Source organism: Janthinobacterium sp. TND4EL3 (genome assembly GCF_900156175.1).
Taxonomy (GTDB): domain Bacteria; phylum Pseudomonadota; class Gammaproteobacteria; order Burkholderiales; family Burkholderiaceae_D; genus Janthinobacterium.
Genome location: NZ_FTMV01000009.1, coordinates 37,270 through 48,432 on the forward strand (window position 1 = coordinate 37,270; position 11,163 = coordinate 48,432).

General features: G+C 64.1%; 11 protein-coding genes. 4 read left to right on the top strand and 7 right to left on the bottom strand.

The genetic code is table 11. The features are described from left to right. Positions 1–44: 44 nt before the first annotated feature. The gene (locus tag BXA07_RS15245) at positions 45–815 is read right to left on the bottom strand and encodes a hypothetical protein (RefSeq protein WP_083708294.1); all 771 of its coding nucleotides are present in this window, start codon (positions 813–815) and stop codon (positions 45–47) included. A gap of 140 nt (positions 816–955) precedes the next feature. Here BXA07_RS15245 and BXA07_RS15250 point away from each other — a divergent pair, with 140 nt between their 5' ends. Continuing rightward, a complete protein-coding gene (locus tag BXA07_RS15250) occupies positions 956–1,192 on the top strand; it encodes a DUF7661 family protein (RefSeq protein ID WP_076568764.1) in 237 nt (78 codons plus the stop codon). Position 1,193: 1 nt separating this feature from the next. Here the strand turns inward: BXA07_RS15250 and BXA07_RS15255 are convergent, their stop codons facing one another. From BXA07_RS15255 to BXA07_RS15285, 6 genes are all read right to left on the bottom strand, one after another. Next, positions 1,194–1,763, bottom strand: coding sequence for a DUF1439 domain-containing protein (locus tag BXA07_RS15255; protein ID WP_076568765.1), 570 nt, complete (start codon positions 1,761–1,763; stop codon positions 1,194–1,196). A gap of 203 nt (positions 1,764–1,966) precedes the next feature. Beyond that, entirely contained in the window at positions 1,967–2,896 is a 930-nt protein-coding gene (locus BXA07_RS15265; protein WP_076568767.1) for a hypothetical protein, read from the bottom strand. 35 nt (positions 2,897–2,931) lie between these two features. Further along, positions 2,932–3,375 carry a hemerythrin domain-containing protein gene (locus BXA07_RS15270; protein ID WP_076568768.1) on the bottom strand — a complete coding sequence of 148 codons (444 nt, stop codon included), beginning with the start codon at positions 3,373–3,375 and terminating at the stop codon, positions 2,932–2,934. A gap of 105 nt (positions 3,376–3,480) precedes the next feature. Next, positions 3,481–4,836 (bottom strand): PEP-CTERM-box response regulator transcription factor, encoded by a 1,356-nt coding sequence (gene prsR / locus BXA07_RS15275; RefSeq protein WP_076568769.1) that lies wholly within the window; start codon positions 4,834–4,836, stop codon positions 3,481–3,483. 15 nt (positions 4,837–4,851) lie between these two features. After that, positions 4,852–6,903 carry an XrtA/PEP-CTERM system histidine kinase PrsK gene (gene prsK, locus BXA07_RS15280; RefSeq protein WP_076568770.1) on the bottom strand — a complete coding sequence of 684 codons (2,052 nt, stop codon included), beginning with the start codon at positions 6,901–6,903 and terminating at the stop codon, positions 4,852–4,854. Then, positions 6,900–8,288, bottom strand: a complete 1,389-nt coding sequence (locus BXA07_RS15285) for a TIGR03013 family XrtA/PEP-CTERM system glycosyltransferase (protein WP_076568771.1) — start codon at positions 8,286–8,288, stop codon at positions 6,900–6,902. Before BXA07_RS15285 ends, prsK begins: the two co-directional genes overlap by 4 nt. A gap of 213 nt (positions 8,289–8,501) precedes the next feature. Between BXA07_RS15285 and nadB the strand changes: the two genes are divergently transcribed. The 3 genes from nadB to BXA07_RS15300 all read left to right on the top strand — a co-directional run bounded on the left by nadB (position 8,502) and on the right by BXA07_RS15300 (position 11,153). After that, positions 8,502–10,115: an L-aspartate oxidase gene (gene nadB, locus BXA07_RS15290; protein WP_076568772.1), complete on the top strand. Its 1,614-nt coding sequence runs from the start codon at positions 8,502–8,504 to the stop codon at positions 10,113–10,115. Positions 10,116–10,243: 128 nt separating this feature from the next. Further along, the gene (locus BXA07_RS15295) at positions 10,244–10,636 is read left to right on the top strand and encodes a hypothetical protein (protein WP_076568773.1); all 393 of its coding nucleotides are present in this window, start codon (positions 10,244–10,246) and stop codon (positions 10,634–10,636) included. A 151-nt stretch (positions 10,637–10,787) separates the two neighbouring features. Then, the gene (locus BXA07_RS15300; protein ID WP_076568774.1) at positions 10,788–11,153 is read left to right on the top strand and encodes a hypothetical protein; all 366 of its coding nucleotides are present in this window, start codon (positions 10,788–10,790) and stop codon (positions 11,151–11,153) included. The last annotated feature ends 10 nt before the right edge of the window (positions 11,154–11,163 follow it).

The window sequence follows — 11,163 nt, forward strand, 5'->3', positions numbered from 1 at the left end:
CGGCCTGCCTGCGGGCAACAATGACAGTTGAACAATTCCAGCGATCAGCGAATCAGCAAATCAAACAGATCCAGGGCCTTCTTATCCTGATTTTTCTGCATGTCCGCCAGCGAACCCGGCGTAGGCGGGCCATCGCCGGCCGCGTGATTGAAGTAGTTAAAATCGAGCTTGATCTTGTCTTCCAGGCCGCTCGCATAATTGTCAGGGTATTGCGCCTGTTCCAGTTGCGGCAGTGCATTGAAATGCCCCAGCACGGATTTGAAGAAATTGGTCATCTTGCCGGTGGTATTGTATTCCTGCATGGCTTGCGCCACGACTTGAGTGCGCCAGGCCTGCTCTTCATCGTAGGCCTGCGTAAAGGCGGCGCGGCGCTCGTTGATGGTAAAGGTCCCGCTGTCATCGTTCGTGATGGCGGACAATTGGTCGCGCGACAAGCCCGCAAACGGATTGGGCCCCTTGTTATCGACATAAGCGGTGGCGGCGGCGGCCGACTTTGCCGAGGCCGCGTCATTCGGCTGCGGCAGCTGCTTTGCGGCGGCCGTCTTGTGTTCGGCGTCCAGCGGATACAGGATGTCGGTGGTATTGTCATTCACCCAGGCACCCAGCGTGGCGTGGTCGTAGCCCCGGATGGTGGCGCTGGTGGCTTTCTCTGCCGCCGACAAACGCCCGGCCAGGGTCGAGATCACGACCTCGTCCGCCACGGCGCCCGCGGCGGCTGGCGCCTGCGTTGCCGGCGCCTTGTCCGATGACGTTTTATTGCCTTCAGCGCCAGAGAGCGCCCCGGACCGGATTCCTGCCGTGTTGATATGCATCATCGACCATCCCAAGATAAGTAAATGTTACTATAGCACAATAAATATCCAAGAAATGCCGGGGCAATCCAAGGCCGCCGCCCCTCTTCGGCGAAGGCCACGTCCCCAATCCATGCAGTCCTCTTTCGTACTGGAGCAGCCAGATGCAGGAATTGCGGTTCAACATTTTCGGCACCCTGATCGCCATCTGCGGCATTCCGGGCGCCTGGCGCGCCTTCTACCTGGGCGCGGAAGGCAAGCGCCGGCCCGCCGATTTCATCGTTCCCGACGATATCAGCGCCGATGCGCTATGCGAATACCTGGCGGACCTGTTCCACGAAGAGGCGACGCCGCGCAACAACACGGCCACGCAGATCACCGCGCCCGCGTGCCAGCCCTAGCCTACTTCACCGGCTCGAACGTCACCGTCAAGCCATTGCTGGTAGTCCTGATCTGCGTGGGCACGAATTGCACGCCCGCATAGCGCAATTCGTCGGGCTTGAAGGTGTAGATGGGCGTTTCATGCATGAGCTGGTCGGCCACCAGGCTGGCCACCTTGGCGAACTGGCGCTGCTGCGCTTCGTCCATGCCGTCGATGCCCACCTTGTCCACGCTCGCTTCGCTCAGGTAGACGGCATTGCGCTGGGGATCGAGCACGAGGCGGCCCGACATGGCCAGGCTGCCGCGCCAGGTCTGGCGGATGAACGGCGGCATGACGCTGGCGTCCACGCTCAGGGCCACCCGTTCGCGCTCGGGCTGCAAGGACAGTTGCGGATGCGTCAGCCTGACGTCCAGCACGGACAGCACGCGCTTGTCGATGGGAAAACGGCGCTCCAGGCCTTGCTGCATCTTGCTCAGTGACACATTCACGTCGCGCGGACCGATCAGGGTGGAACACGAAGCCAGCATCGTGCAGGCGATGGCGGCGATGGCGGCGGTTTTCAGCAAGGGACGGGCGGCAGTCACGTTCATGGATGGTCTCGGTGGAAAGATGGCGCCATCTTACACATGCGGCCGCTTTCACGCAAAAACCGGCGCCCACCTTGCAGCGGGCGCCGGTTTTGTTGGCCCGCTTAGCGGACGAACAGGGCGATCAGTATGACGATGGGCAGCGGAATGCCCAGCAAGAGCAAGAGGATGGAACGCATGGCAGACTCCTTAATTGAATGGGGGCTTTAAATGGTCACGTGGCGCAGCACGCGCTCGTGGTCGCGCTGGCGGCCGCCGAACGTTGCCGCCAGGCTGGCAACGAAAGCCCCCAGCAGCAAGGCGACGAACATCCACAGTGCCGTGTGGGCGCCCGCCTTGCGGGCCGTTTCGGCCGCTTGCCGGGCCGCGGCCTTGGCGTCGGCGGCAGCCTTGGCGGCGCGGCCGTAGACGGCATCGACGCGCGCTTCCGCTTCGGCTTGCGTCAAGCCCGTGCGGCTGGCCACGACCTGGCCCAGGTAGGCGCGGTCATCGGCGGCCAGGCTGCCCGTCGACAGGCTAGTGGCGAAGATCTTGCCGATTTCCATGCGCTGGTCGGCCAGCGTGACGCCCGCCTCCGTGGCCGCCGGCGCCGCGCTGGCAGCCGGGGCTGGCGCGGCGCGCAGCAGCATGTCCGAGAAATAATCGAGCGGATTGGCGCCGCCGCCCTCGCCCGCCCTGGCGCCCGCAGCCCCGGCACCAGCCGCCGCGACCGGGCTTACCGCAGCGGCCACGCCGCTGCCCGCATCGATGGCGCCGCTGAGCACGGCGCGCGTGCCGCCGGCCAGCAGGCCGACGGTGAGCAGGGTCGCCACGGCCCAGGCCAGCAAGCCGTGCGCCGTATCGCGGAAATGCACTTCATCCGTATGCACGGCGCTCCATTTCACGCGCAGCCGGCCGGCCATGTAGCCGCCGATGCCGGACGCGGCCAGCTGCATGAAGGCCAGCCAGGCGATGGTCGACACGCCGATGGCAGTCGCGTTGAACGACCATGGCGACACGGACGACAGGCCCAGTCCCACGCCGAGGATCAGCAGGATGAAGGACAGGGCGGCGGCGGCCGCCGCGCCGGCCAGCACGGCGCCCCAGGACACGCCCGGGTGATTCAGGTCCGACTCGGACAATTGCGTAGCTTGCATGGAATACTCCCTTGATTGATGATTTTATTGGCGCTTCAGGCGGCGACGCCCGTCAGCTGTTCCTTGCGCGCGGCCATTTCCCGGCCCAGCGCCTCGAGGTCGACGCCCGTCTGCCGCACCTTGGGAAACATGTCGCCCTCCTCTTCGCCCACGTGGTGCTCGATCTGCTCGGACAGGACCTTGACCTTGGCGTCGTACAGGTCGTCGGCCGGGTCCATCGCTTCGATCTGCGCGATCAGCTCCTTGGCGCTCGCGTGCTCGACGAGGGCTTCATCCATCAGGTCGCCGTCGTGGATGGGGCGGCGCACGGCCGGATAGAAGATTTCCTCTTCCAGCTGCGTGTGCACGGTCAGTTCCTGGCAGATCTGGTCGGCCAGCTTTTTCTTCGTTGCAAAGGAGCGGTCGCTCAAGCCCTCATATTGGGCAAACAGGGCCTTCACGGCCTTGTGGTCCTGCATTAATAAACTGATCGCATTCATGGCGCCTCCTCGTTGTTGATGAGGCTAGGATGCACCGGGACGGCGCCAGCGTATGTGCGACGCCTTACACAATCTTGATATTTGATACACATCAATACCCGGCCCCTACTTGATGCCGTGGTGCCCCATCAGGTCGTACAGGGTGGGCCGGCTCACGCCCAGCAGTTCGGCCGCGCGGGCGATATTGCCGTCGGCCCGCGCCAGCGCCCGCACCATGACCTTGTATTCGGCCGCTTCGCGGGCCTGGCGCAGGTTCAGCGGTTCATCCTGGGGCGCCGCCTGGGCGCTGGCGGGCAAGCCCAGGTCGTCGGCGGCGATCTGCGGGCCGTCGCACATGATGACGGCCCGTTTGATGCAGTTTTCCACTTCGCGCACATTGCCGGGCCAGCCATGGCTTTCGATCAGCTGCAGCGCGCCGGCGCTGAAATGCAGGCTGCCCCGCCCTTCGCTGGCGCAGAACTTGTTCTTGAAATGGTGGGCCAGCAAGGCCGCGTCGCCGGCCCGCTCGCGCAGCGGCGGGATGCGCAGCACGATTTCGCTGAGGCGGTAATACAGGTCTTCACGGAAACGCCCCTGTTCCGCCAGCACTTTCAGATCCTGGTGCGTGGCGCAGACGATGCGCACGTCGACGGCGATCTCGCCCCGCCCGCCCACGCGTTCGATGACCCTTTCCTGCAGAAAGCGCAGCAGTTTCGCCTGCAGCGCCATCGGCATGTCGCCGATTTCATCGAGAAAGAAGGTGCCGCCGTGGGCCAGCTCGATCTTGCCCAGCGTCTGCCGCGCCGCGCCCGTAAACGCGCCCCGTTCATAGCCGAACAGCTCGCTTTCCAGCAGGTTTTCGGGGATGGCCGCGCAATTGATGGCGACGAAACGCTGCGCATTGCGGCTCGACAGCGCATGCAGGCCCCGCGCGATCAGCTCCTTGCCGCTGCCCGAGTCGCCCAGCAGCATCACGCTGGCCGACGAGGGCGCCACTTTTTCCACGCTGCGGCACAGTTTCAGCATGCCTGGGTCGCGGCTGACGATGCCGGCCAGCGGCGAATCGGCCTGCGTCTGCAGCATGCGGCGGTTTTCCTGCTGCATGGCGTGCAGGTAGAAGGCGCGGGCGATGACGAGGCCCAGCATGTCGGCGTCGAACGGTTTCTGGTGGAAATCGTAGGCGCCCAGCGCAATGGCCTTCAAGGCATGCGCGCGATCCTGGTTGCCCGACAGGATGATGACTTTCGTGTCCGGCGCCAGCGCCAGGATCTGCTGCAGGGTGGCCAGCCCCTCCGTGGCGCCGTCCGGGTCGGGCGGCAAGCCCAGGTCCATCGTCACGACGGCCGGCTGGTGGCGCCGCACCAGCGCCAGCGCCGCCTCGCGCTCGCCCGCCAGCAGCACCTCGTAGCCGTCAAAACTCCAGTGCAGCTGCTTTTGCAGGCCGGGATCGTCTTCGATGACCAGCAGTTTTTGCTTGCCCATGCTCTTCCTTTCTGTTCATGCGGCATGCAGCGGCAAGACCACGCGGAACGTCGTGCCGACGTCCGGTGCGCTGCGCACCTCCAGGCTGCCGCCCACTTCGCGGATGTATTCGCGGCTTTCGAACACGCCGATGCCCATGCCGGCCGTCTTCGTCGTGTCGAACGGCTTGAACAGGCGCTCGCGGATGAACTGCTCGCTCATGCCCTGCCCCGTATCGTCGAGTTCGACGACGGCCGTGCGATGCTCGCGCCTCAGCCGCACGTCCACCGTGCCGTCGCTGGCCGTCGCTTCGATGGCGTTCTGGATCAAATGGCCGAGCACGCGTTCCAGGCGGGCGCGGTGGGCCAGCACCATCAGACCGGCATCGACGATTTCCAGCCGCGGCGCCGGCGCCAGGCTGGCCTTGGCCGCCACGGCCTGGCGCAGCAAGCCGTCCAGGCGCAGCGGTGCGGGCGCCTCGGCCGCCTCGCCGTGGGCCAGCTTTTGCAGCAGGGTCTTCATTTTCTGCACGGAATGATCGAGGGTGCGCAACATATCTTCCTGGAAAGCGGGATTGGCGCGGTGCTTTTCCGCATTGCTCAGTAACAGAGACAATTGAAACACCAGGTTTTTCAGGTCGTGCACGATGAAGGTGGACATGCGGTTGAACGACTCGAACTGGCGCGACACCATCAGGGAATCGAGCGATTCGCGGTGCGCCAGATAACTGGCGGCCTGGCTGCCGGCGATTTTCAGCACGTCGCGGATTTCCCAGTTCAGGCCGATGGGCGTGCGGGGGCGGGCCAGCGCGACAAAGGCAAACAGCTTGCCATGCAGCATCAGGGGCACGAGCAGCCAGGCCTGGGGCAAGTCCAGCAGCGCGGGCGGCAGGACCAGGCCGCCGTACTGATGCGGATTCTGCCGGCAGTCGGGCACGTCGATCACCCACTGCCGCGCTTCCAGGAACTGGCACAGGGAAGCGGACGCCGGCTCGCTCCAGCCGGACGGCGGCCAGTTCCAGCTGGCGGCCGGGACGAACAGACCCTCCCCGCGCAAGATCCACAGGGCGCCGGCCGGGCTTTCCACCAGCTGCGCCACGGCCTGTATCGTGCGTTCGCCCAGGGCCGGGCCGTCTTCCGACAGGGCGCGCGTAAAGCGCAGCCATTCCTCGCGGTAATCGAAGATGGCGTTATAGAAATGCTTGTTGATGCTGACCTTGAGCTTGGCGCGCAGGCTGCCGGAAAACAGCACGCCGGCCAGCAGCAGGGCCGCGCCGCCCAGGTAGGCCATCTGCATCAGCGCGCCCCAGGTGCCGCCGAAATAGCGCAGATAATAGGCGCTGGCCGCCATGGCCAGCAGATAGATGGCCGAACCGAGCAAGGCGGCCGAGCGGTACATCACCTGGCGCGAGACGGACAGGCCCAGCGCCCAGGCCGGGTTGCGGGCGGCCGAGACGGCCAGCAGCGGCGCGCACAGGGAGTCGACGATGCCGCGCGCGGCCCAGATCTCGTCATTGATGGCGCGAAACAGCAAGGCGTCGCTGTACAGGTAAAAATCATAGGCAAACAGGCCGCCCACGCCCAGGCAGGCAAACTTGACGCCCCAGCGCTGCAAGGGCGGCGTGTTGCGGTACCACTGTTCCACCAGCAGCATGCCCAGCACGGCCAGCAGCAAACGGCTGACGCTGGCGATGATGCGCGCTGGCAAAGGCAACGCCAGCCAGGCCGAGGCCAGCGCGGACAGCCCGGGCGCCAGGGCGATGACGGCGATGCCGGCGAGCGCGGCGCGCAAACGCGCCCGGGAGGGGCCCATCAGCAGCAGCAGGAACGCCAGCCAGGTTCCCGTGCGCAGCATTTCCAGCACGTCGCCGGCCAGCGAGATGCGCCGCCCCAGCAGCACCAGCACCACCGTGCCCGTCGCCCACGCGCCCGTCGCCAGGCAGGCGGCCAGCAGCGCCCGCGCATTCTGCCGCGCGCGCCAGTTGCTGATGAGCAGCAGCGCCAGCACGAAGAAGGCCAGCGACGCCAGCCCGTGGCTGAGCGCCGCCGCGTCGGCCGCCGCCAGCCAGGCCGGCTGCGCCCGCATCATCGGCTGCCCTTGCCAAACAGCACCACCTGCACCGTGTCGAGCAGGATCAGCAGGTCGAGGAACAGGCTATTGTTTTTCACATAATACAAATCGTATTGCAGCTTCTTCACGGCGTCGTCGACGGAGGCGCCATATTGATAGCGCACTTGCGCCAGGCCCGTGATGCCGGGCTTGATGCTGTGGCGGATGTTGTAATAAGGCACCTGTTCCTTCAGTTGCTCGACAAAGTAGGCGCGCTCGGGACGGGGGCCGACAAAACTCATCTCGCCGCGAAACACATTGAGCACCTGCGGCAGTTCATCGATGCGCAGCTTGCGGATGAAGCGGCCCACGCGCGTGATGCGCGCATCGTCGGCCTGCGCCCACACGGGCGTGCCTTCGCGCTCGGCGTCGCAGCGCATGCTGCGAAATTTCAGCACGCGGAAGGGCAAGCCGTCGCGCCCTACCCGTTCCTGCTGGTAGAACACGGGGCCGCCGTCTTCCAGGCGGATGCACACGGCCGCCGCCAGCATCACGGGCAGCGCCGCCAGGCAAATGACGCCGCTGGCGGCCAGGTCGAACAGGCGCTTCGAGGCGGCGCGGAAAAAGCTCTGGTCAAAGCCGCCGCCGTAGATCAGATAGCTCGGCTGCAAGGAATCGATGCGGATCTGGCACGCTTCGCGCTCGAAGAACGTGGCCGCGTCGATCACCTTCACGCCGCCCAGCGCGCATTCCAGGAGTTGCTTGACTGGAAACGCGCCGTTGCGCCGGTCGCTGACGGACACGACGATTTCATGCGCCGCATGGCGCTGCGCCATGGCCAGCAGCGACGGCTCGGCCGGCAGCATTGCCGAGGCCGGCACGCAGCATTGCTCGCCGGCCACGGCGATACAGCCGACGACCGTGAACTGGTGGAAACCGATCTTGCTGGCCGCCAGCTCCATGCATTCGCGCGCCAGCGCCCCGCCGCCCACGAGGATCAGCCGCCCTTCCATCAGCGCCGACTGCGAGGACTTGAATACGACGAGACGGGCCAGCAGCACGCCGATGGCCCCCAGCCCGAAGACGAGCACGCTGCCGCGCCCGAACTGCAGCGCGGGTATGAAGCGTATCAGCACGCTGAGCACGGCAAAGCCCAGGGCGAACGACGGCAGGATGCGCAATAAGGTGTTGCGGATGTCGTCGCGCGAGCGGTGCTGGTACATGCCCAGCGCACTCATGCTCAGGACGATGACGAGGGCGAAGATCGCGGACGACAGGTAAATCTCGCCCACGCGCAGCACGCGGCTGCCGTCCGCCAGCCACAGCAACGATGTCAATGTGGCCGACAGCAGCAGGATCAGGATTTCCAGCAACAGCAGGATAAACGCTGTTTTCGAGACGTAATGGCTGAATATGCGGATCATGGTTCCCCCTGCGGCAAGAAGCGGCCTGAGCCAGCGGCGCCTGAACATGGCGGCTGGCTCCGGTCTTGCCATCATGGCGGACTGTTCCGCGCAGGCATTGATACGCAACAAGCTACAGGCCCGGCTATCTTTCGCCGGTAGAATTTATCTCAACACATTACCGAATCAGGGGAAATGGAATATAGTATGCATCCCCTAAAAGAGATAAATGTCATGAAATTTGATGTAGCGATTGTCGGCAGTGGCCTGGCGGGTTTATCGGTTGCACTGCATTTAGCTGAGACGCGCACCGTCGCGATCATTTCCAAACGCGCGCTGCTCGACGGCGCCAGCAACTGGGCGCAGGGGGGCATCGCGGCCGTGCTGGACTCGGGCGACAGCCACCAGCAGCACATCGAAGACACCCTGGTGGCCGGCGGCGGCCTGTGCGACGAGAGCGCCACGCGCTACATCGTCGAGCACGGCCGCGAAGCCATCGAATGGCTGATCGAGCAAGGCGTGCCGTTTACGCGCGACGCCACGGCCGAGCTGGGTTTTCATTTGACCCGCGAAGGCGGCCACAGCCAGCGCCGCATCATCCACGCGGCCGACGCCACGGGCCACGCCGTGCAAGTGACGCTGGAAGAAAAGGTGCGCTCGCACCCGAACATCAGCCTGTTCGAACACCATTGCGCCATCGACCTGATCACCTCCGACAAGCTGGGCATGAAGCCCGCCCAGCGCAACGCCCAGCCCCATTGCCACGGCCTGTACGTGCAGGATGAGCAAACGGGCAAGGTGCTGACCTTTGCCGCCGAGCATACCGTGCTGGCAACGGGCGGTGCCGGCAAAGTGTACTTATATACAACCAATCCCGACACGGCCAGCGGCGACGGCATCGCCATGGCCTGGCGCGCCGGCTGCCGCGTGTCGAACATGGAATTCATCCAGTTCCACCCCACTTGCCTGTACCACCCGTACGCGAAGTCATTCCTGATCACGGAAGCCATCCGTGGCGAAGGCGGCTTGCTGAAACTGCCGCCCGAAGCGGGCGCGGCGGCAGGCACGCGCTTCATGCTGGCCCACGACGAGCGGGCCGAGCTGGCGCCGCGCGACGTCGTGGCGCGCGCCATCGACTTCGAGATCAAGAAGCGCGGCCTCGATTACGTGCACCTGGACATCAGCCACAAGCCGGCCGACTTCCTCATCGAACACTTCCCCACGATTTACGCGCGCTGCCTGGAACTGGGCATCGACATCACCAAGGAACCGATCCCCATCGTGCCCGCCGCCCACTACACGTGCGGCGGCGTCGTGACGGACCTGGCCGGCCGCGCCGACCTGCCCGGCCTGTACGCCGTGGGCGAGACGGCCTGCACGGGCCTGCATGGCGCGAATCGCCTGGCCAGCAATTCCTTGCTCGAATGCATAGTCATCGGCCGCGCCTGCGCGCAGGATATCGAACGCAAGGAAAAGCTGGGCACGCCCTACCTGCCCGACTGGGATGAAAGCCGCGTCACGGATGCGGACGAGGAAGTGGTGATTTCCCACAACTGGGACGAACTGCGCCGCTTCATGTGGAATTACGTGGGCATCGTGCGCACGACCAAGCGATTGGAGCGGGCCCAGCACCGCATCGCCCTGCTGAAGGAAGAAATCGACGAGTACTACCGCAACTTCCGCATCACGCACGATTTACTGGAATTGCGCAACCTCGTCGACGTGGCCTCGATGATCGTCAACAGCGCCCTGTCGCGCCGCGAAAGCCGCGGCCTGCACTTCAGCCGCGATTATCCGGAAACGTTACCAAAGGCCATCGCCAGCGTGCTGACGCCGCCGCACCGCTAGTCGACGAACACGACCGCCTGCTGATGCCGACAGCAGGCGCATCGTGCGATGAAACACGGCGGTGTGCCGCCATTTGCCACAGGCGGCCCCGCTGCAGGCATCGCGCAATCACCGAAACCTAACGCAAAATGTTAAATAGGAAACTTTTTGATGCCATTGCATCTGCCCCTGCAGAGCAATTTTCAGCTCAGCGCTTCATGATTGAGGCGATCGGCAGTGTGACTGAGCAATTGCCTGCGCTTGCCAGGTCAGCGGCAGCTGTGGTGTATCGATACATGAGCGGCGCGGCGACGGCTGAGGAAGTCATCGCTGAGCGTGTACGCCTCTGGCGAGCAATCGAAGGGCGAGATCAATCGCACGCGCCGGACGTCTTGAAAATAAGAACGGCCATATGCGTCTTGCATCCCATGGATAGTTGCGCTACTGCCGAAACATTGGAGTATTTTTTTGAATTTTGGCAACAAGCAGGCTTGGCGCAAGCTGAGCTTGAGGCCGCTGCACGGAACAGGTATGCAATTTGAGGTGGCTTCAAGCGGCCAGAAGCAGTCGTTCATCTCATGGGACGACAATGTCGCTAGTTGGATGGTGGTGGCGCTATTCATTTCGCGCAACATTGCGGCCTGGCTCCACGCTGTGCCTACCAGTAGCGCCCTTGTGGCAGTGAACTGATCCATGGGTGTTATTGTTATCGGTCTTCTTGACCCCAAACATCCGCCCTCGGCCGAAAACCTGTCCTGGGCCAGTATCGATGATGCACTATGGCGTGTGTTTGGCGCCATTTTCGATGAGGTATTGAGTTCCAACCATGAAATATTGTCCAGCATAACAAGCGGAGAATTCATCACCCAGGAGGTGTATTCCTTTCAATTGCTAGGCGCCGAAGACTTTCTGATCGCCATCACCAGCCTGCGGGAATTCTTTGCTGATTTTACGCAGGAAGAAACTCCGCGTGATATCGCAGCCTGGGTTTGGAGAGCAGAAATTGAACCGTTGCTGATCCCAGATTACCGCTATGCCCGTTTGATCGCAGGCCGATAAAGGACCTGAC

What these genes read in the sequence shown, in the direction of transcription:
- BXA07_RS15245 (WP_083708294.1), bottom strand. Translation starts at nt 815, where the DNA reads ATGATGCATATCAACACGGCAGGAATCCGGTCCGGGGCGCTCTCTGGC.
- BXA07_RS15250 (WP_076568764.1), top strand. Translation starts at nt 956, where the DNA reads ATGCAGGAATTGCGGTTCAACATTTTCGGCACCCTGATCGCCATCTGC.
- BXA07_RS15255 (WP_076568765.1), bottom strand. Translation starts at nt 1,763, where the DNA reads ATGAACGTGACTGCCGCCCGTCCCTTGCTGAAAACCGCCGCCATCGCC.
- BXA07_RS15265 (WP_076568767.1), bottom strand. Translation starts at nt 2,896, where the DNA reads ATGCAAGCTACGCAATTGTCCGAGTCGGACCTGAATCACCCGGGCGTG.
- BXA07_RS15270 (WP_076568768.1), bottom strand. Translation starts at nt 3,375, where the DNA reads ATGAATGCGATCAGTTTATTAATGCAGGACCACAAGGCCGTGAAGGCC.
- prsR (WP_076568769.1), bottom strand. Translation starts at nt 4,836, where the DNA reads ATGGGCAAGCAAAAACTGCTGGTCATCGAAGACGATCCCGGCCTGCAA.
- prsK (WP_076568770.1), bottom strand. Translation starts at nt 6,903, where the DNA reads ATGATGCGGGCGCAGCCGGCCTGGCTGGCGGCGGCCGACGCGGCGGCG.
- BXA07_RS15285 (WP_076568771.1), bottom strand. Translation starts at nt 8,288, where the DNA reads ATGATCCGCATATTCAGCCATTACGTCTCGAAAACAGCGTTTATCCTG.
- nadB (WP_076568772.1), top strand. Translation starts at nt 8,502, where the DNA reads ATGAAATTTGATGTAGCGATTGTCGGCAGTGGCCTGGCGGGTTTATCG.
- BXA07_RS15295 (WP_076568773.1), top strand. Translation starts at nt 10,244, where the DNA reads ATGTTAAATAGGAAACTTTTTGATGCCATTGCATCTGCCCCTGCAGAG.
- BXA07_RS15300 (WP_076568774.1), top strand. Translation starts at nt 10,788, where the DNA reads ATGGGTGTTATTGTTATCGGTCTTCTTGACCCCAAACATCCGCCCTCG.